We start from the raw sequence: 22,849 nt of genomic DNA on the forward strand, positions 1-22,849 counted from the left end.
AGTTGGGCGTTTTGCCCAAGCACGATTTTGTCAAAACACCGCAGAAAGGACGAACGATGTCACGGTGTTTTCCACCCCTGGCATGGCCGCGATTTCCTTCCACACAAGATGGACACGTTCCGGTGTGGCGGCATTCACACGCAGCATTAAATCGAACTCACCACTGAGTACTTCACATTGCACGACTTCGGGAATGGAGCGCAGTGCAGTCAGTACTTCTTCGCCACGCATGCGGTCGTAGCGGTAGACAAAGATCACCGCGCTGATAAGCGACGCAGGCCGCCGCGACTCACCGAGCAGTACCGTATAACCCTGGATCGCACCGTCGCGCTCAAGACGCTCGATGCGCTGGCGCACCGCATTGCGCGACAGGTTGATCTTGGCACCCAATTCAATATGGGCTATTCGCCCATTGGCGGTAAGTTCGGCCAGTATGCGTTCGTCCAACGGATCCAGAATGCGCTTCATGCAGGCCTCTGCTGTGCCAGACGAAGAGCCTGGCACAGACCCTCCAGATCGCCCTTGGCCTGGTACGGTGGTTGCGCGCGCACCTCGACAGTGCTCGGAACGCTTGCTTGCCAGACGCCCAATTCGGCCAACAGCGCCGCCGACTTGGCCGGCGCAATTTGCCCAAAGGTGACCATCGGCGCGCCTAGGCTGCGTCGATGAAGCCTGCCGGCCAGTACACCGACAGCGGTGTGAGGATCGATGGCCGAGCCTGTCTCTCGGAACAGCTCGACCACCTCATCGCGTACCTGAGATTCGTCTACCGCATAGGAATCGAAGAGGACTCGGGCACGCAGCCATTGCTGGTTGCCGATGCTCATTTCTCCGCAACTTTCAAAATGCTCCATCAGCGCTTTTGTTGAGCAACCATCGTGCTCGTAAATCTCCCAGATAAACCGCTCCAGGTTGGAAAACAACGAGAAGTCCATCGCCGGCGACACTGTTCGGTTAGTCATCCGGGTGGAGTAGCGATTGCAATGAAAAAACTGGTGCAGGGCATCATTGCTGTTGGTGGAAATGATCACCTGATTGATGGGTAGTCCCATTTTCTGCGCAATGTAACCGGCGTAGATCTCGGCCGAGCTGGCAGCTGGAACACTAAAGCCAACGGGACGAGAGCCACCGCCCAGTTGCAAGGCCGCGTGAAAGTAAAAAACGATCTGGGCCAGGACGCCGATCCAATTGGTCGAGTTGAAACAGATCGGCAACACGCCGTCCAACGGCCACTCTCGCAAGAGTCGGGAGACCAGCGTCTGGCAATCATCGAAATTACCGTCAACCGGAAACAGCTGAACCCGCTGCGGGTCGGCTGCCTGCAAGGCATTGAGTTGCTCAGGTGCAAGCCCGTCGCGCGGATACAGTATCGCCATGCGGGCGGCCGGGCAGTCAGCAAAGGCTTCAAGCGCTGCGACGCCGGTATCACCGTTAGTTGCACCGACCACCAACGCTTCTTTACCGACCTCCTCCAGAAAATGCTCGACCAGACGCGACTGCAATTGCGCGGCGAAATCCTTGGAAGAACCGGTCGGTCCATGAAACAGCTGGAGTATCCACTCGTTATGCCCGATCTGCTCAAGCGGCGTAATAGCGCGGTGCTTGAATTGTTGATAGCTGTCACTGAGCAAGGCGCGCAGGGTGCTTTCGTCTATGGAAGAACCAACAAACGGCGAAACCACTCGCCAAACCAACTCATCAAACGGCAGCCACGACCAGCTGGCAATCTGTTTCTCGGTGAAGACAGGCAAACTGGCTGGGACATAGAGACCACCATTTTCGGCGAGCCCCGACAGAACCACACTGCGAAAATCAGCACGCATGTCGCCGCCGCGAGTGCTTACGTAATGCATGTCAACTCCAAATCAGTTTTACAAAAGGCGATGAGCTTGAGCCACCAGCCAGGTAGAAAAATTCGCGGCATCAGGCGATAGCACTTCGTTCTGTTCGTGCACCAGATAAAAGGATTCGCTTGCCTCGATTCGGTGATTGAATGGTGCAACCAATTGCCCACTCTTAAGCAAATCCTCGACCACGGAAGACCGTGCCAGCGCAACGCCCTGCCCCAGTTCAGCCATGCGGATCGTGGAGATCAGCGTGTCAAACTGAAGGCCACGGGAGTAGTCGACGTCGTCTGCTCCAACTCGCTTCAGCCAGTAACCCCAACCTTCTTCGTACCCCAACACATGAAGGAGTGAATGGTTCATCAAGTCGCGAGGCTCATGTATGGGTGAGCTGGCCATAAGCGTTGGGGAGCAAACAGGCTGAAGGATGTCCCAAGTCAATCGCTGGGCGTGCAAGCCCGACCACTCACCGCATCCCCAGCGAATCTCCAGGTCATCCTCGCCGTCCGGTTCTTTCACCCAAATATTGCTGATATATCGAATATCGATCTGGGGATACTCCCGACAAAAATCTGCGAGTCGGGGGGCCAACCAATAGTGAAGAAAGGAAAGGCTGCCGCGCACCTTCAAATGTCTTCGATTGTGCTGGCCGAAAATCTCGTTCGTGCCGACTGCAAGCCGACTGATCGCGTCTTGCACGACAGGCAGGTACGACTGCCCTTCCTCGGTCAAGCCAAGCCCTCGGGGTAAGCGCTTGAACAGTGCCACGCCGAAGTGACTCTCTAACTGACGGATCTGCTGACTCACAGCCCCTTGAGTCAAATGGAGTTCTTCCGCCGCGTGGGTAAAGTTTAAACAACGCGCCGATACTTCGAATGCCCTCAACCAGTTCAAGGGTGGTAGTGACTTTTGACTCATCGGCGCAACCTCATCAGGACTTTATCTATGCTCAATCATTGCCTGAGAAATTCACGCGGTGCCAGAGGAATGAGCCGCTGTGGCTAAAGCCAACCGCTCCGCTCTCTTGTTTCGAGTGATCCAGTAAACGAAATAACACCATCCGATAAAGGGGAGGCCGAAATACAGCGCCACTCGCTGCTCAGGATCAAAAGCGATACCCACACAGGCCAGCAGACAACACAACAGTGCACCGATAGGTACCCATGGATAGCCTCGTACACGGAAATGCAGATCTTCAACTCGTCCGCCATTAGCGACGTATTGACGACGGAACGCGATCTGGCTTGCAGCAATGCTCATCCACACGACTACGACTGCCAGACCGGAGATGGACACCAAGGCCAAGTAAACCGTATCAGGGGCAAACACACTGCTGAGCAGTGAAGCCACTGCACCCGCCATACTAAGAACGATGGCGTTCACCGGGGTCCCCCGACTGGAGAGCCTGGCGTAGCGCTTAGGCATATGTCCTTGATCGCTCAATGTCCACAGCATGCGCGATGCGGCATACAGCCCCGAGTTAGCGGCGGAAATCAGTGCCGTGAGAATGACGAAGTTCATAATGTCGGCAGAGTACGGGATGCCAATCAGCTCAAACACCATCACGAACGGACTTTCTACGAGCCCCGCTTGTTCTCGTGGCAGTAACGTCGCAAGGACGAAAATTGTCCCCACGAAGAACAGCGCCAAACGTACCACTGTCGTGCGGATTGCCTTGGGCACGCTAGTGTGTGGATCTTGCGCTTCACCTGCTGCAATTCCGATCAGCTCAGTTCCGGAAAATGCGAAGGAAACTGCCAGGAGAGTCATTGCTATGGGTAAAAACCCGGTGGGGAAAAGCCCTTCACGTGTGAAGTTGGAAAGTCCCGCCCCCTGCAAATTATGTACTTGCAAAAGACCGAAAATTGCCGCTCCGCCGATCACAATGAACGTGATAACGGTCAGAACCTTAATCAGCGAAAGCCAAAATTCAGTCTCCGCAAACAACCGGACAGAGACAACATTGCTTAAGAAAACTGCAATGGCAAATAGCGCGCTCCAAATCCAGACCGGTGTATCAGGAAACCACCGAACCATCAGTATGCCCGCAGCTGTAAATTCTGAACCGATAGCTACTGCCCAAGTGAGCCAGTAAAGCCAGGCCACTGTATAGCCTGTGCCTGGGCCCAGGTATCGCGTCGCGTAGCTACTGAAAGATCCGGTTTCCGGCATCTGTACCGCCAGTTCACCGAGACAGACCATGACTAAATACACCATCACTGCACCGATGATGTAAGCGATCACGGCGCCGAGTGGCCCGGCCTGATTAACCGTGTAACCGGAAGTAAGGAATAACCCCGTACCGATCACTCCGCCCAGTGCCAACATCACGATGTGGCGTGTTTGCATTTCTTTTTTGAAACGCGAGTTTGGATCGGGCTGATTATCTTCGATATGCGTCGACATAGTTTTATTCTCATGAAATGTGCGGACAAGCGTCCTTGTAACTGGCTGTTGGGCAGTACAATTTAGTTGTCGCTGGATTTTATTATTTTCATTCTTCATGAAGGGCTTAAGATGAATATCGAAAGTCCTGCCCGTACTCAGGCTCCGACCTCAATGAAGCGTTGGGCACTGTCAGCGTGAAGGCTCGCATCACTGTGTTTACTTCGCACTAAAGCGAAGGCTTGTTTTAGATCAGCCAATAAGTCTGCTGAATCTTCAATACCTACGGACACTCGAACCAAACCTTCGGAGATTCCAAGTGCCTGACGTTCTTCCAAGGTATTTTCTACGTGACTGGTCGTTCGAGCCGGCCCATAGATGGTCTCGACGGCGCCCAAATTACCCGCCCGATGCGCATATCTGAGCAGCGGGAGCAAACGAGTCACGGTGTCCATGCCCCCTTTCAGCACGAAGCTGACGATGGCTCCGAATCCGTTCATTTGCGAACGAGCGATGTCATGACCTGGATGTTGAGGCAACCCCGGATAATTCACAGACTCGACCAGCGGCTCGGTACAGAGGTACTCGGCCAAAAGCTTCGCGCTCGCCTGTTGCTGGCGAAGACGCAGAGCCAGAGTCTTGATGCCTCGGATGATCAGATACGCCGAAAAAGGATCCAGCGAAGCTCCATTGATTTCGCGGTAATGGCGAACTTGAGCCATCAAATGCTCGGCGCCGCAAACCACACCGCCGAGTACATCACCATGACCGGACAGGAATTTGGTCGCGCTGTGCACAACCACATCAACGCCTAAAGCGAGCGGATTCTGATTCAGAGGCGTCGCGAATGTATTGTCCGCAACAACCAAAGCGCCCACTCGCTTCGCCGCTGCCACAAGACGCCGAATATCAACGATTTTCAGCGTTGGGTTCGTGGGTGTTTCCAGGTACAGGACGCTGCAGCCTTTAGCGATCTCCTGCTCAAGCGCCACAGTCTCGAGCGTATCGCAAAGGGTTACCTCCACACCCATGCGTGGAAGAAACTCCTCGAAAATCTTGTTCGTACCGCCGTAGCTGTCACGCGTAGATATCACACGCTGCCCATAGGACAGGAAGGTGTGCAGTACACCGCTGATTGCGGCCATCCCGGTACTGAAAGCTACAGCCGACTCTGCGTTTTCGAGCTCGCAGAGTTTATCTTCCAAGACAGAGACAGTGGGATTGCTCATCCGGCTGTAAATGAAGCCCGGCTCCTTTCCCAATGCCACGTCATACCACTTATCAATATCGTCATAGCCATAGGCGGCACTGACCACGATGGGTGTCTGGGTCGCATTGTAGGGATGTTGAACCTGCTCTCCTCCCCATACGACTCGAGTCCCCATCCCGACCTCTGAAGCCTGGACGGCGCGTTTCTTATTTTCCATAAAATTGTCTCGCTTCAAGGGAAACACTACCGTGTTCCAAGTGGGCTTGGGAGGACTATATGGAAAGCTCATGCTTGTGAAAAATCATGATATCTGGGAGTTAGGGGTGCTTTTTTTAATGGCCGGATGCGAGTTCCCGTCATAGGCCTGCCGGCTGCCCACTACCGGCGCTATGATTATGAACAAAAGGTTGTGTCGTTCGATGAGGTCGTGCAGGGCCGCACCAGGGATTTGTACGTAACATTGCATAAGCCATGCGGTGACCAGAATAATCCGGGACGCGACCGTATTATCGTGACCAAGGCGGTGAGTAATACAACATATCAGGAGCTCCATCATGAGCCATGACAAGAACAAAGCGCAGGCCCTGGATGACCTGGAGGAAGCGACAGATGACATACGCCGAACTGACAATCATGCCGAGCGCCTGGAAGCGTTGTACAAGGCTCAAGGCATGCTGTACATGCTATGGCGTATTGATTGGGTGAGCAGCGAAGAATTCGAAGAACTGAAACTCAAGCTTCTCCGAGCTGATGCGCAGGCAGTGCGCCAGATAGAGGAGAAAGTGAAACCCGCGTGAGCGCGAATGACGAATAGAAAGGTGTCCCGCCCGGCAACAGTCGCCACGCTGTCTACAGCCGACGACATAGCGGCGCTACGCCTGAACATCTAAATTCGAAGGGAGGTCTGGGAGTCGACAAGCGATCGCCAATCAACGCATGTCGGCAACTGAGCACATTCGCTCAATCAACCAATGCGTATCCACTTGATCATTGACCCACATTCCACTGTCGCGGGTCATTGAAACATGAAGGTTTTCACCAAACCATTAACCGGGTCCGTAGTGCTTTTCGCACTGACCGAAACCGCGCTCGCCAGTGGTTTTACCGAAGATGCCAAAGTCGACGTACTCAGTCGCAACTTCTACCTGAACAACGACTACCGCTCGCCCTCGCCGAGCGGAAAGAATTACAAACAGGAATGGGCTCAAGGGTTTATCGGTACGTTCGTATCCGGTTTCACCGAAGGAATGATCGGCGTCGGTCTCGATGCCCATGCTTTTTACGGACTGAAACTGGACGGCGGCAAGGGTCATTCCGGCACTGGATTGCTACCGGTGAACAGTGACGGTCGCAGCGAGAGCGACTACTCCAGCGCTGGCGGCGCGCTCAAGCTGAAAGCCTCACGCACCACCCTCGCCTTTGGCGAAATGACGGTCGAGACGCCGGTATTCGACACCTCGGATAAACGCCTGCAACCGGAATACGCCACGGGTTTTCTGCTCAATAGCCGCGAGATCGACAATGTGAATCTGGTGGCCGGGCATTTCACCGCGTTCAAGAACCAGGACAGTTCATCCGGCAAAGGCGATTTCCAGGGCTACGGCGCCAACACGAAGGCCGGCGGGATCAGCATCATCGGCGTTGATCTGTTCAGCGACAGTCCGCTGGGTGGCGCGCTGTACGCCTCCGACCTCAGTGAAACCTGGCACCAGTACTATGCCAATCTGCACTTCAAACAGTCCGGCGTATTGCTCGACGCCAACCTCTATCACACCCGGGATTCCGGTCAGGCACTGGCCGGGGAAATCGACAACACCGCTTTCAGTCTCTCAGGCAAATACACCTTCGGTCCGCATGCGGTGATGCTCGGCTGGCAACGGATCAACGGCGACACGCCGTTCGATTTCGTCGGCGGTGACTCGATCTATCTGGCCAACTCGATCAAATACGCTGACTTCAACGGCGCCCACGAGCGCTCGTGGCAAGCCCGTTATGACCTGGATCTCGGTGCGTTCGGCATTCCCGGTCTGAATTTCATGACCCGCTACGTTTCCGGCAGCCACATCGACGGCACTCACGCGCCCAAGGGTGGCGCCTATAACCCGTTCGACGCGGACAGCGGTGAGTACCAGCCACAACAAGGCGCCGGCGGCCGTCACTGGGAGCGCGATATCGACCTGCGCTACATCGTCCAGTCCGGTGCGGCGAAGGATCTTTCGGTGCAACTGTCCCAAGTCTCGCACCGGGCCAACAGCGCTCAGGCGGGTGATGACATTGACCGGATCTACGTGGTGATTCAGTACCCGCTGAAGTTTTGAATGCAGAAATCTGATCGCCCATAAGATAACCCGCCCCCACCATCGCATCGCCGCCATAAGCAACCACGCTATTACCCAGATAATAACTAACAGCACGAGCGCCTTACCCCTGCTGACCAGAAACTAATGTTTGTTGTTGATAGTGGCAAAGGTTCCACATTTACCGGGAAATCTCTCAGACGGCGATAGTGCCCACTTATTCCTTAAGTGGGCACTGTCCTGCGCACAGACATCGAACCCTTGCGCAGTGGACAAACTCCAGTCTGAACGCTGCCGGTGCAGCCCCGTGACACGACTGTGATCGTGGATCATCGCGCCCTGCCCCATTGCAGCCTTCTGATGGGTGCGCTTTTACTCTGCCAGGGCCAAAAGTAGCTGCTCGCTTTAAAGGCAATCAATGCCCGTCAGATAAATTAATGTTCCAGGGGTTCGTCAATACATCACCCCTTACATCAACGGAATCGTATAACTCACGATCAGGCGATTCTGATCCTGGTCGCGAGCGATATCGCTCCGGGACATCGCGTTACGCCAGCCGAAACCCACGTTCTTCAATGCGCCGCTCTGGATCACATAGTCCAGAGCGATATCGCGCTCCCATTCGGTTGCGTCCTTGCCGCTCGCAGTCTTGATATTGTCGCCCTTGAGGTACATCACCGATGCCTTCAAGCCTGGAACGCCAAGCGCTGCGAAGTCATAGGCGTACTGCGCGAATGCCGTGCGCTCACCCGCCTGGATGAATGTCTGAATGGTGCGGTCGGTGTAGAGATAAAGGCTGGCACCCGCTTCGCCTTTACCCACCAGACCGCCCTGATTGAGTTGCGCAAAATTGCTGCCATCCGAAACGCTTTGATACCCCGCCGTAATCGCGTGGCCGCCCAATGAATAAATGAATGCCGCGCTCCACGTGTCGTTGTCAATTTCACCGCTACCGTCTTTGGTATAGCCGCCGATCTTGTATCCACTGGCGCGACCGGCCACGCTGCTGTTCTTGCCATTGGACGTGGTCTTGAAATAACGCAGGTCGGTTTTCAGCGAGCCGTACTCACCCATCGGCAACACATGCAGCAAACCGGCGAAGTGCTGCTGGTAATAGTCTTCGAGAGTGGCGTAGTAATACTGGGCGGTCAGGTCTTTGGTCAGTTTGTAATCGCCACCGGCAAAGATGAATTTATTGCTTTCCCGGGTACCGCCTGCAACTGCCAGACCTGAACTATCGCTGGAAGCACGTCCGGTGGCGTGTTCAAGTTGACCGGCGGTGAAGGTCAGATTGTCAATTTCATTGCTGGTGACTTGTCCACCCTCGAAGGTTTGCGGCAACAGGCGACCATCGTTGGAGACCAGAATCGGTAACTTCGGTTGCAAGGTGCCGTAACGCAATTCAGTCTTGGAGAAGCGCATCTTGGCCGTTGCACCGGCACGACTCCATTGGTCCGCAGCCCGGTCACCGTCGTTGGGAAACATTGAGCCGCCAACGTGACGACCTGTGCCACTGTCGAGCTTCAAACCCAGCAGACCGATAGCGTCCAGACCAAACCCCACGGTGCCGTCGGTGAACCCGGATTGATAATTGAGCATGAAGGCCTGCCCCCATTCTTCAGTCTTTGAAGGCGCGGCGGCACCATCACGGTTATCGTTGTTGAAATAGAAGTTGCGCAAATTCAAGTTGGCTTTGCTGTCGTTAATAAAATCGGCAGACGCCAAGGGACTCATGGCAATACTCAGGCCGCCGGTCAAAAAACTTAATACTTGAAATGTGGCTTTCATCAGGACGAACTCCAGCGCGAAACCTATGTTCCGGGCACATTAAAAAGGCAGCAGGAAGCACTCGGCCAATCAGGCGATTGGCCAATGCGTTAAATAATCATCAAGAAATGTCGCTGATCAACAGAGCGTGATGTTGGTTAAAACCTCCGAAAAACCCTGTCAGAAAAGTGCCTTGAAAGTCCCTGTGTCGTCAGTCGATCAATCCATGAGCGTCATAAAACGGATACGGTCCGGGGTACTCGCCAAACACGACGTTGTGGGTCACCAGCGCCTGCGTATGCCAGCGATGCAGCAGATAACCGGGTGGTTCCAGATTGAAATGTGCCGGGGCGGATTGCTGTAGATCCAGCACCACTTGATGTGAGATGCCGGGGCACACACAACTCAGGCTGCCACCGAAACGTCGCTGCATCGGCCGATGCAAATGCCCGCACAGCAAACGCTCCACCTGCGGGTGACGGGCAATGACCTGCTCCAGCGCCGATGCATTGATGAACGGCTCACGGTCCATATGACCAATGCCGCTGATGAACGGTGGGTGATGCAGAACCAACAATGTCGGTGCATCGGGACGATGCGACAGTTGTTCATCCAGCCAGCGCAATTGGCTGTCCAGCAACTGACCGCCATGGGCATCGGGAATGGTCGTGTCCAGACCGATAAGCCGCAACGGATACTCCTCAACCACCCAATCCAGTGGTGCACCGGTGGATATCGGTAAGTAGGTGTGATCGGCGAATGCTGCCCTCAGATGCTCGCGTTTGTCGTGGTTACCGGGCACCAGGTAGAAAGGTATGCACAGTCGTGCGAGTTCGGATCGCAACACGGCATATTCATCTGGACGACCGAAGTCCACCAGGTCGCCACTGATCACAACGATGTCGGGACGCGGATCGCTGGCATTCAAATGATCGACAGCCCGACGCAACGCGCCAAGGGTATCGACGACACCATAAGTCAGTCGCTGACCCGCTTTAAGGTGCAGGTCGCTGAGCTGTGCAATGAGAAACGGACGGTTCAAAATAGGCCTCTAAAAGCAAAACATCACGATTGCAGGGTGAACAGCACTTGTGGCTCGACGGCCAAGGCAATCAGCGCGCCGGGGGCGTGGATAACGCCATCGGTGCTGTCCACCAACAAGGGTTGTGCGGCGCCGACATCAACCAACAAACGGCTTTGGGCACCCTGAAAAAACTGCCCCACCAGACACCCGCGCAGATGCCCCTGGCTCTCCATCACCCGCAGATGCTCGGGGCGGCAATACACAGTGGCGGGCAGATTGTCGCCATTCCATGGCAATTCACCGCCACTGACTTTCAAGCCATGGGACGTGCGCTCGATTACCGGGAACGCATTGAGGTTACCCACGAAACTGGCGACGAAAGCGTTGGCTGGTTGCTGATAGATTTCTCTCGGGCTGGCCAACTGCGCGACGCGACCGCGCTCCATGACCAGGATGCGGTTGCCCAGCGCCATGGCTTCACCCTGATCGTGGGTGACGAACACCGACGTAATTCCCAAACCGCGTAACAGCTGATCCAACTCGCTGCGCAAGCGTTCACGCAACTGAGCGTCCAATGCAGCCAAGGGTTCGTCGAGAAGCAACACCCGAGGTCGAGGTGCCAGGGCACGGGCCAGGGCGACCCTCTGGCGCTGACCGCCGGACAGCTCATGAATGCTGCGCTTGCCGTGATCCTGCAGACCCACCAGCTCCAGCAATTCCGAGCAACGCTTGTTGCGTTCGACGGGTGACAGGCCACGAATTTTCAGACCGTAGACAATGTTGCCGGCCACATCCAGGTTCGGAAACAACGCGTAGTTCTGGAACACCATGCCCACGTCACGACGCTCGATGGGCAGGCGTGTGACGTCACTGTCGCCAAAAAACACTTGCCCTACGTCCGGTCGCTCCAGACCCGCGATCAAACGCAACGTCGTGGTTTTACCGCAACCCGACGGGCCGAGTATCGCAAGGGTTTCCCCTGCTTCGACGGTCAGGTTCAGATCATGTACGGCAACGGTGCCATCGGAGAACGCCTTGCGGCAACCCTCCAGGCGAATGGTGGTTCCGGTCATCGTTTTTCTCCACGGGAAAGACGGGCGCTGATGGCCTGTAATGCAATGAGTAGCGGCACGATCATCAGCAGGAATATGAGCGTGTAGGCGCTGGCGACTTCCAGCCTGGCCGAGGCATAGCTATCGGCCAACCCTACCGGCAATGTCTTGGTCAGCGGGGTGTGAAGCATCCAGGTCAGGTTGAACTCACCCAGCGACAAGGTAACAACCATCAACACCCCGGCGAGAATCCCTGCCTGGCAGTTGGGCACCACCACACTGAAGAAACGCCGGAGCGGCCCGGCCCCAAGGCTGGCCGCGGCCTCCTCCAGGACCGGCAGATGCTGGCGCTGCATCACTGCCATCACTGGGCGCACCAGAAATGGCAGGGTGAACAACACATGACCAACGAGAATGAATAACCAACTGCTTCGAAACCCACCGAACTGACCATAGGTAAGCAGTAATGCCAAAGCACTTGCCAGACCCGGCATCGCCACCGGCAACACCATCAACTCCTCGAACGCGCGGCTGAAGCGGTTGTTCATCCGTACCAGCGCGTAAGCCGCTGGTACGCCAACCACACAGACACATAGCGCACAGGCCGCAGCCAGTTGCAGTGATAGCCAGACGGTCGGAGAGTAGGCCTGCCAGACTTGCACCAGCCAATCGAACGTCAGCCCGCTTGAAATCCCCTGGAAGTAATTACGCGTCAACCCGGCCAACAGCGACATCAGCACGGGCACCAACATGAACGCGCAGACCAGCAAGGTAAAAGCCAGTTGCCCGACAAACAGCGTTGAGCGTTTCACAAGACCGTCCTCGATTGTTTGACCAGCCGCCGGGCCAGCAACAGCACGGCCCAGGTCAGCGCGCCCAACACCACCGACAGCGCGGCGGCCACGGCGAAATTGGCGTAGTTGGTAAACACGTTGTAGATCGCCACGGGAGTCACGTTCAGCCGAGTGCCCAGCGTGAACGCCGTACCGAACGCCCCCATAGAGGTTGCAAAGCAGATCGCCCCGCACGAGATCAACGCCGGCGCCAAACCGGGCACGATGACATCGCAGACCACTCGCCAATGACCCGCCCCCAGTGAATGGGCGGCTTCCTCCAGGCTGCGATCCAGGCTTTCGCAAGCCGCCATCACCGTGAGGATCACCCGCGGAATCGAGAAGTACAGGTAGCCAATGCACAACCCCATTAATGAATAAGCAAAAACCCAGCGCTCACCCGCCAGCTCAAGGCCAAGGGTGGCGAACAACCCTTGGCGACCGGCCAGCAGAATCACCAGAAAACCGACCACCACGCCGGGAAACGCCAGCGGGAAGGTCAACAAGGCGACCAAGGCCGAGCGGCCGAAGAAGCGCTGGCGAGCGAGAAACACCCCACTGATGCCACCTACCAAGAGCGCCGCGAGGGTCACCACAAGTGCAAGCATGCAGGTCTGCGCCAGACTGCCCAGATATTGCGCGCTACTAAGCACCTGCCAATAACCGCTCGCGCTGCCATCGCGACTTTGCCCACCCAGCACAATCAGATGCGCCAGTGGCAATAACCAGAACGCGAACAGCACCGTTGCTGCAGGCACCAGCGACCAGGCAGCGGTCGGCCGCAGGGACGGGACGATGGCCTGCCCCACAGGTACTTTCCGAGTGCTCACTACCGAGGCCGTCACTTACTTGACCTCTCTCAGATACCGCGCGGAGAAGGCTTCCTGCGCCGCCGCCATTTGCTCATAGTTGACCACGCCGGCCCGGGCGTAGTCGCTGTCCGGCAAGAACTGTGCGGCAATATCCGCAGGCATCTTCGTCGCTCGTACCGGCCGCAGATACGCCTTGGCCCACAGTGCCTGACCTTGATCGGAGAGGACGAAATCCAACACCTTCTCGGCGTTGGCCCGATGTGGGCCATTGCCGACCATGCTCATCACGTAAGGCACGCTGATGCTGCCTTCCTTGGGAATCACGAACGCGACGTTGGCATTGTCCTTGTAACGCGCCCGATAGGCGTTGAAGTCGTAATCGACCAGAATTGGCAGCTCGCCGGACAGCACCCGGGCATAAGCCGTCTGCTTGGGTACGATGGGGGCGTTTTTCGCAAGTTTCTGGAAGTAATCGATGGCTGGCGTGAAGTTATCCAGGCTACCGCCCATGGCCTGATTGATGGCCACCGCCGAGACATAGCCGACAAAAGCGCTGGACGGGTCAAGGTAACCGACCATGCCTTTGTATTCCGGCTTGAGCAGATCACTCCAGCTTTGCGGCACCGGCAAGCCACCCAGTGCATCGACGTTGACCATGATGCCCAAAGTGCCGGAGTGAATCGCAAACCAGTGACCTTGCGGGTCTTTCAAGCCAGCAGGAATCTGCTCCCAACCCTTGGGTTTATAAGTGCCGACCACGCCGGCCTTTTGCGCCTGCAAACCGAAGGTGACGCCGTAATACACCACATCGGCTACCGGTGCAGCTTGTTCGGCTACCAACTGCGCCAGTGCCTGGCCGGAGTTCTTGTTATCCAGCGGGACCTGCACGCCCGTCGTATTGGCAATCGCCTTGAGTTGCGTGCCCCAGTCCGCCCACTCCGGCGGGCAGTTGTAGCAAATCGCCGTTTCGGCGGCCAAGGCCAGGTTGGCCACGCCACATAGCAGCAATGTCGCCAGGGTTTTATAGAAGCGAATCATCACGCATCTCCTCGTAGGGTTGAGTACTTTCGCCCGGCCGGATATGGCAAGGCAGGCAATGGGAAACCGGTGCGGCGCCAGCGATCTGCGCCAACAATTGATCGATCACGGTACAAGCAAGCATCGCGATGGGTTGAACAACGCTGCACAGCGTCGGATGCATCTGGGTGCCAAGGGCGATACCGTCAAAGCCAATGATCGAAATCTGCCGGGGCACGTTCCAGCCGTTGCGCCGTAGTTCCGCAATCAGGCTGATTGCCAGCAAATCGTTGGAACAGACCAGCGCACTGAGTGCCTGCGGGCCGTGGAGTAACGGCTCGATGGCGGCAAAGTCAGCCTGGGTATGGGCGGGCATTTCGATCACCGGCAGGCTGTCGAGACCGGCCTCACGCATCGCGTCGCAATAACCGGCGTGACGCAGGCGGGCGCGGTCGGACTGCAAGGCAGGACCTGCGACCATGCCTATCTTCCAGTGCCCCGCCTCCAGCAGATATCGAGTGGCAAGCGCCATGCCCGTGCGGTTGTCCACCGACACGGTGCTGTAGTCCGGATTGCCGGACTGGTGATAGGCCAACACAAAGGGTGTGTCTTCGCTGGCGAGGCTTTGCAGCACGCGGTTGCTATTGGCATCGGTCACCGTCAGGACCAGACCGTCAACCCGACGCCGCAACAACTCCTCGACTACCGCGCTCTCGCGCTCGCTGCTGTAGTCGGTAGTTGCCAGCAACAGGTTGTAACCACGTAAACGCGCAGCGCGTTCCATCGCCTGAATCTGCTCAGCGAACACCGGGTTAAGGAGATTGGGAACCACCACACCGATCAAGTTGGTGGTTTGCAGGCGTAGTTGACGACCAAGACGGTTGGGCCGAAAACCCAATTCGCGCGCTGCAGCAAATACTTGTTCTCGAGTGGCCGGACGTACCACTTCGGGGGAGGCAAAGGTTCGCGCTGCGGTCGCCCGCGAAACACCTGCCAGCCGTGCAACCTCTTTCAAATCAGTCATTGTCACTCGCTTGAGATCGATCTCATTGGCGAGAAGATTACTCAGCGAACATGGCGTTCCTGCGATAGACAGATGACATTTCGATGTCAGGAATTGACGCTCAATGATGCGCGTCAGACGTCGGGTCGCGTAATCCGTGCGCGACCCGACGGGGTTGAGACGTGCTTAGATCCGGATGATCTGGGTGATGTGCGGTTTGCCGTTAATAGGCGCGTAAATTTCCACGACCGCTTGCCAGCTGTTTGGCGAACCAGGCTGCGTTGCTTGCGCCTGATAACGATAGTTGGTGCCGTTGACGACCTGGGTGGAAACCAGTTCAGCCGTGTAGTGCACACCCACGAGCCCGGCCAGGGCTTCATCGAATACTTCCTGATCCTTTGGAGTCAGTTCGTGATAAGGAGTCCATCCGCCAACGAGATTCTCTTGAGCCGACATACGATATATCTCCATATATAAGTTCCTACTCGTCTGGCTTTTCGGAGTTCGCCCCGTTTATTTGATGGTTTCCGGAATCCATTGTGCTGCAACGCAGGCCATCAAGTGGCAGGCATGCGCGAACGTATGGCCATGGAGGAAAAGGTAGTAGTCGCCAGCTTCAGATCCTTGTCCCTGATAGAAACAGCCATCAATGAACGATGACTGCCAGACCTCCATGTCTTGTCAGCGTCGGCTCTGCTTGTCGTGCATGCCGCTGGATGGCTTTAAGCTATCAAACTCAAGTGGAATGTATGTCCGCATTTGACTGTGCGAGATGTAAGGCATTGGCTATTCATAAATGCGTAATCGCGCTCATCAGTTATTTGCGAGCTGAGCCACTTCGCTGGACGACACAAGCGTCTTCAGTGACGCATCAAACTGCTTCAGCGCGTTCAATTGCATTTCGGTTTGCTTGTCGATCTGCGCGGCTATCTCTGGCGCCGCTTTGCCATGAACCCAGACCGAAGGCATTTGCTGTTCTCGCGAGCCTTCGGCCTTGCCGATGTACTGCAGGTTCGAGTCGTAGAACTTGGCCATGAATCGCGCTTCCACCTGGTTGTTGCGCTTGGACACCAGACGGCTGTAGGTGTCCAGCATCACCACCACGTCCGGATGAGCATGCACCACCGCGTCGAGGTTGTCGTAGACGGTCACCGAGGCGAACTCTTTCTGTAGCGAACCCATGAGCCAGTTGATCGCGAGTTTCGGATCTGAGCTGTTGACGAACGCGTTGCTGATGCGTGAGTCGAGCGCGGGGTTCTTCGCGCCGTTCAGCGCTACCGAATGGTACTGCTCCAGGTATTCGAGGGTGTTGAGGGTGTTTTCGCTGTAGAGCACACCCACCGATTGAGCGTGCTGCAGGCCGATGGTGCTGTCGACCACGGGTAAAAAGTGGCAAGACTGTTCCGCCGCGTAGGTCGGTGCTGTGGCGGCTACACTGCCGGTCAAAACGGCGACAAGTGCCAGCAAAGTAGAGATTCTCATCGCGCAGTTCCTTCAGAAGCGGCTTCGGTATGGCGCCATCTTCCTCCTTTGCCGGAAAAACAGAACTTGCATTCCTTGATGACAACTATCGACTGAACGAATGATAGGAAGCCTATGAGCTACTGTTGTGATGAGCGTGGCCAGGCTATACCTCACCTGTCGGTATCGTTTGTCATCAAATGCCAAGTCGCTGACGCTCAATGAAAAGCAGTCGCTTTGCGCGTGGCGATACTGGCTTGCTGATCGAAGTCGGTCAGTTAATTGAAAACCCATTTACGCATTACATCGGATACCTCTCCTCCCCCATCGCTGCATCTGGGGGTGCTGTCAGATACATCTCAGTAAAAAAAACAAAGAGAGAACAGCATGAAGTTCAGTCTTGTTGATAACGGCAACCCGAGTCGCCGGCGCGTTCTACGCGATGCCTTCGCCCTGGCTTTGGCAGCTTCGCCATTGGCCAACCTTGCCAGGGCAGCCGACGAAACACCGGAAGAAGTGACCTTTGCTGCCGGGCCACGGCCGCTGGTGCAATACCCGCAAAAACGTCCGTTGACCCTGGTGACCACCCGCCCGCCGCACCTTGAGACGCCATTCCCCGTCTTCAACGAAGGGCCTATCACACCGAATGACGCGTTTTTTGTGCGTTACCACCTGGCCAATATCCCTACCAGCATCGATCCGGACAGTTACCGCCTGACGATCAAGGGCTCGGTCAACACACCGCTGTCGCTTTCCCTTGCAGAACTCAAGACTCTGGCCGAACCGGTAGAAGTGGTGGCCGTCAATCAATGCTCAGGTAACAGTCGCGGCTTCTCGATGCCACGCGTATTCGGTGCTCAGTTGGGCAATGGCTCAATGGGTAATGCCCGCTGGGTAGGGGTACCGCTCAAGGCAGTATTGGAAAAGGCCGGGGTGAAAGCCGACGCCCGGCAAGTGACATTTCGTGGGCTCGACAAGCCAGTGCTGCCGAGCACACCGGAGTACATCAAAGCCCTGGATATCAGCCATGCCATGGACGGCGAACCCATGATCGCCTGGTCAATGAACGGTGCCGACCTGCCATTTCTCAACGGTTACCCGATACGTCTCGTGGTGCCAGGCTATTTCGGTACGTACTGGGTCAAGCACCTGAGTGAGATCGAAGTCGTCGACCATACCTACGACGGTTTCTTCATGGCTAAAGGCTACCGCGTTCCGGACAACGATTGTTTCTGCATTGCCCCCGGCACCACTGCGGCGCAAACGACGCCGATTTCCAGGTTGCCTGTACGCAGCTTCATCACCAGCGTCAAACACGGCGATGTGTTGCCGTTGAAAAAAAGCGTGCTGCTCAAGGGCATTGCGTTCGACGGTGGCGTTGGGGTCAACAAGGTGGAAGTGTCGATCGACGGCGGAAAAAGTTGGCGCGAAGCCAGGCTTGGGCAGGATCTTGGCCGTTTCTCCTTCCGTGAGTGGACGCTGCCGATCACCTTCACCAGCAAGGGCGCCACACAGTTGATGGTGCGGGCCAGTAACAGTGCGGGTGAGACGCAGCCGTTGCGAGCCGACTGGAACCCCGGTGGCTACCGCCGCCACGTTGTAGAAACCAGCCACGTGACCGTTGCCTGAGGGGGCTCCGCATGAAACGCATGACCACCCTGCTCTGCGCAGTTCAGGTTTGTTTGGCTACCTTGGCTAACGCAGCGCCACTATCGATCACCTTGCCGCCCGAAACGGCTGTGTTCAAACCCAGTGCCCTGCCCGGCTACCCATTGGCTCAACAGAAGTGCTCAACCTGCCATTCTGCCGACTACATCAACTTCCAGCCTCCCGGCATGAGCCTGGCACAGTGGACTGGGGAAGCGAGCAAGATGCAGCACGTGTATGGTGCTCCGATCAGCGATCAGGATGTGAGCATCATCGGCGCCTACCTTGCGGTGACCTACGGCAGTGCCCATGCGAGCGATGCCGATGTGCAGGCTGCCTCGAACCCATCGGCAGGCCAGACCCCGGCTGCGCCTGCAGCCAAGCCTTAATGCGAAATGATCCCGTGGTCCATTGCGTACTTGACCAAGGCCGCGGGCTTGTCGATGTTGAGTTTGCGACGGATGCTCAAACGATGGGTTTCCACCGTCCGAACGCTGATGTCCAGCTCGCGGGCCATTTCCTTGTTGTTCATTCCCAGCGCCATCTTGCACAGCACTTGACTCTCGCGCGGCGTCAGCTCGTTTTCGGTGTTCTTGTCGGCGATGAGCCGCTGTGCGATCTCCGCACTGTAAAACGTTCCGCCGCTGGCAATCGCTTCAATGGCCGCAATGATTTCCCGTGAAGGTGCGTTCTTCAGCACATAACCGCTGGCGCCAGAACGAACAGACTCGCTCACGTACTCATAGTTGTCGTACATGCTGAGTACCAGAATCTTGAGCAACGGATATTGCTTGCTCAACACCCGGGTCAGCTCAAGTCCGTTCATGTCTTTCAGACTGATGTCGACCAGCAACAGGTCCGGCTGACAGAGCCTCACCATCTCAATCGCTTCGGCGCCACTCTCGGCTTCCCCCACCACTTCCAGGGGGGACATGACCGCCAGCAGCGCCTTGATTCCGTCACGGACCAGGGAATGATCGTCGACCAGGGCGACGCGGATCGGGTAGGACAGGTTCATCAGGGGCATTCACTCTTGTTGTTATTGGCTGAGTCAGTGTTTTGGACCGGGCATTTTCATGGGCAGCAGAACGTCCAGCACACTTCTTCCCGGCGTCGATGCGAGCTCGAATCGGCCACCAAAATGCTCGACCCGTTCGCGGATGTTCCGCAGCCCTATACCGGAGTGGCGGCGTTCGACCTGAGCGACGTTGAAACCGACACCGTCATCGACCACCGTCAGCCGTATGGACTCTTCGGACCCGTGCAGGGTAACGGATACGTTTTGCGCCTGGGCATGTCGTTCGATGTTGGTCAGGCCTTCTTGCACAATGCGAAACAACGAGACCGCTGCCCCATCGACCAGATGACACTCGAATTCGTTGTTGTTGTAGGTCACCACCAGTCCGCTGCGTTGCTCGAACTCTGCGGCAAGTTGACCGATCGCCGCCGACAGCCCCAGCGTGTCGAGCAGTGACGAGCGCAGGTCGTGAGAAAGGCTGCGAACCTCGCCAATCGCGTCTCCCAGGCGCTCCGTGGCCTCTCTTAAAATGCTCAAGCCCCTGTCTTGTCCACTTTCCAGCACATGGCTGGCCAGTTCGAACTGAAACTTGATGGACACCAGTACCTGGCTGATACCGTCGTGCAGTTCACGGGAAACCCGTGATCGCTCTTCTTCTTGCAAGCTGACGATACGCTGGGTCAACCGTTGAAGTTTTTTGTCGGCCAGACGATGTTCGCTGACGTTCAGCGTCATGCCGCTGGCGAAGACGAAAAGCACTGCCACGAGGGCTACGATGGCAATGGCGAGCATCGTTTTGCGGATGCCCTGAGCCACCTCGTCACGCGCCTGCTGTGTTGCACGCTCAACGTCCTCGAGGTAGATGCCGGTACCGAGCATCCAGCCCCAACGATCCAGCATCACGACATAGGCGAGTTTATCGGTCACTTGGCCGGAAGAGGGTTTGTTCCAGGCGTAGCGTTGAAAGCCCTCCCCTGACTCCGCACTTTTCAGTAACGCCTGGATCACCGGAAGACCGTGCGGGTCCTTCATGTCCCACAGGTATTTGCCCACCAGTTCCGACTGTCGCGAGTGCATCAGGCTACGGCCCTGGCGGTCGTAGACAAAGAAGTAGCCATTGATACCAAAGCTGAGCTTACGCAGTTCTTCCAGCACTTGTTGCTGTGCGTGCTCGTCACCCTTGCCGTTGTCGTACAGCGGCGCGATCAGGCTTTGCGCCATTTCGACGTAGTTTTTCAGTTCTGCACGCTTGCTGGCCAGAATGCTGTCTTCGATCAGTTGCGTCTGCTGATCACCCAGTTGGCGGTTCAGGGAAATCACCAACACGCAGATGACCGCAATCGCCAACACCAGCGGCAGAATCCCGAGCGCGACGATTTTATGTTTGAGCTGCATCTCTGCTCCTGACCGGACCGAGGGAAAGCGAAGGCCCGGCATCATATGCCAAAGATACGCGTGTCCAGTAGCGGCGCTGGACGGAATGACCTGTGGCTCAGTAAATGCAAAACCTGTGGGAGCGAGCCGGCTCCGGGCGGCGTTCCGACGATGACTGAATAACATTCAACATTGATGTTGGCTGTCGTACCGCTATCGCGAGCAGGCTCGCTCTCACAAGGAGATCGGTGTCGTCTACGTAGAACTACGCAGACACTGCGTACGTAGTAACGCGGATTTATTTGTAGACGGCATGCGCGGATATTGGGCCAGCTCCGCATAGCGGACACAATTATAAAAATTACCGCCGCAGTCCACTGGCTGTCGGCAGGAGACACGCAATGACCCGTCTGGCTAAACACCTCGCCTGGTTTGCCGTGGCTGTCCTGGGAGCTTTTGCGCTGAGTGTCGTGGCCCTGCGCCGCGGCGAAGCCATCAACGCCCTCTGGATCGTAGTCGCAGCAGTCGCTATCTATCTTGTCGCATACCGCTATTACAGCCTGTTTATCGCCAATAAGGTGATGCAGCTCGATCCCGGTCGAGCCACCCCCGCCGTCGTCAACAACGATGGTCTGGACTATGTACCCACCAACAAACACATCCTTTTCGGTCACCACTTCGCGGCCATCGCGGGTGCTGGTCCGCTGGTCGGTCCAGTGCTGGCGGCGCAAATGGGCTATTTGCCCGGCACGCTCTGGCTGATCGCCGGCGTGGTGCTGGCCGGTGCGGTCCAGGACTTCATGGTCCTGTTCATGTCGACCCGCCGCAACGGTCGCTCCCTGGGCGACATGGTCCGTGAAGAAATGGGCCGTGTCCCTGGCACTATCGCGCTGTTCGGCTGCTTCCTGATCATGATCATCATCCTCGCGGTGCTGGCGCTGATCGTGGTCAAGGCCCTGGCTGATAGCCCGTGGGGCATGTTCACGGTGATGGCGACCATCCCGATCGCGATGTTCATGGGCGTGTACATGCGCTACATCCGCCCGGGCCGCATCGGTGAGATTTCCATTGTCGGCGTGCTTCTGCTGCTGGGTTCAATCTGGCTCGGTGGGCAGATTGCCGCTGATCCGGTCTGGGCCAAGGCGTTCAGCTTCACCGGGATCCAGATCACCTGGATGCTGATCGGCTACGGTTTCGTTGCAGCAGTAATGCCGGTCTGGCTGATCCTGGCGCCGCGTGACTATCTGTCGACCTTCCTCAAGATCGGCACCATCATGGCGTTGGCAATCGGCATTCTGATCACCATGCCCGAGCTGAAAATGCCGGCATTGACCCAGTTTATCGACGGCACCGGACCGGTGTGGAAAGGCGGGTTGTTCCCGTTCCTGTTCATCACCATTGCTTGTGGTGCGGTCTCGGGTTTCCATGCGCTGATCGCTTCCGGCACCACCCCGAAACTGTTGGCCAGTGAAGGTCATGCCCGTTACATCGGTTACGGCGGCATGCTGATGGAGTCCTTCGTGGCGATCATGGCGATGGTGGCCGCTTCGGTGATCGAACCGGGCGTGTACTTCGCCATGAACAGCCCGGCGGCAATCGTCGGCGGTGACGTGGTACAGGTGGCTCAGACTGTCAGCAGTTGGGGCTTTATGATTACCCCGGAAGCCCTGCAAGCAGTGGCCAGGGACATCGGTGAAACCACCGTGCTGGCCCGTGCCGGCGGTGCGCCGACCCTCGCGGTCGGTATCGCGCAGATCCTGCACAGTGTTCTGCCGGGTGAAAACACCATGGCGTTCTGGTACCACTTCGCGATCCTGTTCGAAGCGCTGTTCATCCTGACGGCGGTCGACGCCGGCACCCGTGCCGGGCGTTTCATGCTGCAGGATTTGCTCGGTTCCTTCGTTCCGGCGCTTAAACGCACCGAGTCCTGGACCGCCAACCTGATCGCGACCGCCGGTTGCGTGGCAATGTGGGGTTATCTGCTGTACCAGGGCGTGATCGACCCGCTGGGTGGCATCAACACCTTGTGGCCGCTGTTCGGTATCTCCAACCAGATGCTGGCCGGTATCGCGCTGATGCTCGCCACGGTGGTGCTGATCAAAATG

Annotated in this window: 20 protein-coding genes and 1 pseudogene; 5 read left to right on the forward strand and 16 right to left on the reverse strand. The window is 56.8% G+C overall.

The features are described 5' to 3' along the window. Nucleotides 1–30: 30 nt before the first annotated feature. The 5 genes from AC1DHT_RS25860 to AC1DHT_RS25880 all read right to left on the reverse strand — a co-directional run bounded on the left by AC1DHT_RS25860 (nt 31) and on the right by AC1DHT_RS25880 (nt 5,656). Entirely contained in the window at nt 31–468 is a 438-nt protein-coding gene (locus AC1DHT_RS25860; RefSeq protein ID WP_427533144.1) for an Lrp/AsnC family transcriptional regulator, read from the reverse strand. Then, nucleotides 465–1,853 (reverse strand): threonine synthase, encoded by a 1,389-nt coding sequence (thrC, locus tag AC1DHT_RS25865; protein WP_427542453.1) that lies wholly within the window; start codon nt 1,851–1,853, stop codon nt 465–467. Before thrC ends, AC1DHT_RS25860 begins: the two co-directional genes overlap by 4 nt. An 18-nt stretch (nt 1,854–1,871) precedes the next feature. Beyond that, nucleotides 1,872–2,762, reverse strand: coding sequence for a LysR substrate-binding domain-containing protein (locus AC1DHT_RS25870; protein WP_427542450.1), 891 nt, complete (start codon nt 2,760–2,762; stop codon nt 1,872–1,874). Between the two features lie 51 nt (nt 2,763–2,813). Next, the gene (locus tag AC1DHT_RS25875; protein ID WP_427542572.1) at nt 2,814–4,250 is read right to left on the reverse strand and encodes an amino acid permease; all 1,437 of its coding nucleotides are present in this window, start codon (nt 4,248–4,250) and stop codon (nt 2,814–2,816) included. Nucleotides 4,251–4,387: 137 nt separating this feature from the next. Further along, on the reverse strand, nt 4,388–5,656 hold the full coding sequence (locus AC1DHT_RS25880; RefSeq protein ID WP_427542447.1) for a cystathionine gamma-synthase family protein: 1,269 nt from the start codon (nt 5,654–5,656) through the stop codon (nt 4,388–4,390). A 337-nt stretch (nt 5,657–5,993) separates the two neighbouring features. Between AC1DHT_RS25880 and AC1DHT_RS25885 the strand changes: the two genes are divergently transcribed. Together AC1DHT_RS25885 and AC1DHT_RS25890 are read left to right on the forward strand one after the other, a co-directional pair. Further along, nucleotides 5,994–6,236 (forward strand): hypothetical protein, encoded by a 243-nt coding sequence (locus AC1DHT_RS25885; protein WP_427534336.1) that lies wholly within the window; start codon nt 5,994–5,996, stop codon nt 6,234–6,236. Between the two features lie 228 nt (nt 6,237–6,464). After that, complete coding sequence (locus AC1DHT_RS25890; RefSeq protein WP_427542445.1) at nt 6,465–7,757, forward strand: OprD family porin; 1,293 nt, start codon at nt 6,465–6,467, stop codon at nt 7,755–7,757. 447 nt (nt 7,758–8,204) lie between these two features. Here the strand turns inward: AC1DHT_RS25890 and AC1DHT_RS25895 are convergent, their stop codons facing one another. The 9 genes from AC1DHT_RS25895 to AC1DHT_RS25935 form a co-directional block, all read right to left on the reverse strand. Continuing rightward, nucleotides 8,205–9,524, reverse strand: coding sequence for an OprD family porin (locus AC1DHT_RS25895; RefSeq protein WP_427542442.1), 1,320 nt, complete (start codon nt 9,522–9,524; stop codon nt 8,205–8,207). A gap of 190 nt (nt 9,525–9,714) precedes the next feature. Beyond that, a complete protein-coding gene (locus AC1DHT_RS25900; protein ID WP_427542439.1) occupies nt 9,715–10,545 on the reverse strand; it encodes a phosphodiesterase in 831 nt (276 codons plus the stop codon). Between the two features lie 23 nt (nt 10,546–10,568). After that, entirely contained in the window at nt 10,569–11,600 is a 1,032-nt protein-coding gene (locus tag AC1DHT_RS25905; protein WP_427542436.1) for an ABC transporter ATP-binding protein, read from the reverse strand. After that, entirely contained in the window at nt 11,597–12,391 is a 795-nt protein-coding gene (locus AC1DHT_RS25910; protein ID WP_427542433.1) for an ABC transporter permease, read from the reverse strand. Before AC1DHT_RS25910 ends, AC1DHT_RS25905 begins: the two co-directional genes overlap by 4 nt. Next, nucleotides 12,388–13,242 (reverse strand): ABC transporter permease, encoded by an 855-nt coding sequence (locus AC1DHT_RS25915; protein ID WP_427542430.1) that lies wholly within the window; start codon nt 13,240–13,242, stop codon nt 12,388–12,390. Before AC1DHT_RS25915 ends, AC1DHT_RS25910 begins: the two co-directional genes overlap by 4 nt. A gap of 15 nt (nt 13,243–13,257) precedes the next feature. Then, complete coding sequence (locus AC1DHT_RS25920; RefSeq protein WP_427542427.1) at nt 13,258–14,262, reverse strand: ABC transporter substrate-binding protein; 1,005 nt, start codon at nt 14,260–14,262, stop codon at nt 13,258–13,260. Beyond that, the gene (locus AC1DHT_RS25925) at nt 14,246–15,265 is read right to left on the reverse strand and encodes a LacI family DNA-binding transcriptional regulator (RefSeq protein WP_427542424.1); all 1,020 of its coding nucleotides are present in this window, start codon (nt 15,263–15,265) and stop codon (nt 14,246–14,248) included. The genes AC1DHT_RS25920 and AC1DHT_RS25925 overlap by 17 nt, the downstream gene beginning before the upstream one ends. A gap of 165 nt (nt 15,266–15,430) precedes the next feature. Then, nucleotides 15,431–15,700 carry a hypothetical protein gene (locus AC1DHT_RS25930; RefSeq protein ID WP_427542421.1) on the reverse strand — a complete coding sequence of 90 codons (270 nt, stop codon included), beginning with the start codon at nt 15,698–15,700 and terminating at the stop codon, nt 15,431–15,433. Between the two features lie 357 nt (nt 15,701–16,057). Then, entirely contained in the window at nt 16,058–16,726 is a 669-nt protein-coding gene (locus AC1DHT_RS25935; protein WP_427542418.1) for an ATPase, read from the reverse strand. Nucleotides 16,727–17,092: 366 nt separating this feature from the next. Between AC1DHT_RS25935 and sorA the strand changes: the two genes are divergently transcribed. After that, the gene (gene sorA / locus AC1DHT_RS25940; protein WP_427542415.1) at nt 17,093–18,334 is read left to right on the forward strand and encodes a SorA family sulfite dehydrogenase catalytic subunit; all 1,242 of its coding nucleotides are present in this window, start codon (nt 17,093–17,095) and stop codon (nt 18,332–18,334) included. Nucleotides 18,335–18,345: 11 nt separating this feature from the next. Beyond that, nucleotides 18,346–18,735 (forward strand): annotated as a pseudogene (sorB, locus tag AC1DHT_RS25945) (SorB family sulfite dehydrogenase c-type cytochrome subunit); the annotation flags it as partial. A 2-nt stretch (nt 18,736–18,737) separates the two neighbouring features. On the opposite strand, the gene AC1DHT_RS25950 reads toward sorB, so the two are convergent. Together AC1DHT_RS25950 and AC1DHT_RS25955 are read right to left on the reverse strand one after the other, a co-directional pair. Continuing rightward, nucleotides 18,738–19,370, reverse strand: coding sequence for a response regulator (locus AC1DHT_RS25950; RefSeq protein WP_054597410.1), 633 nt, complete (start codon nt 19,368–19,370; stop codon nt 18,738–18,740). A gap of 33 nt (nt 19,371–19,403) precedes the next feature. Beyond that, nucleotides 19,404–20,765 carry a cache domain-containing protein gene (locus AC1DHT_RS25955; protein ID WP_427542411.1) on the reverse strand — a complete coding sequence of 454 codons (1,362 nt, stop codon included), beginning with the start codon at nt 20,763–20,765 and terminating at the stop codon, nt 19,404–19,406. Between the two features lie 380 nt (nt 20,766–21,145). Between AC1DHT_RS25955 and AC1DHT_RS25960 the strand changes: the two genes are divergently transcribed. Beyond that, nucleotides 21,146–22,849, forward strand: a 1,704-nt coding sequence (locus AC1DHT_RS25960) for a carbon starvation CstA family protein (protein ID WP_477761522.1), incomplete at its 3' end; no start/stop codon positions are given.

This window comes from Pseudomonas sp. 05N432 (genome assembly GCF_056396945.1).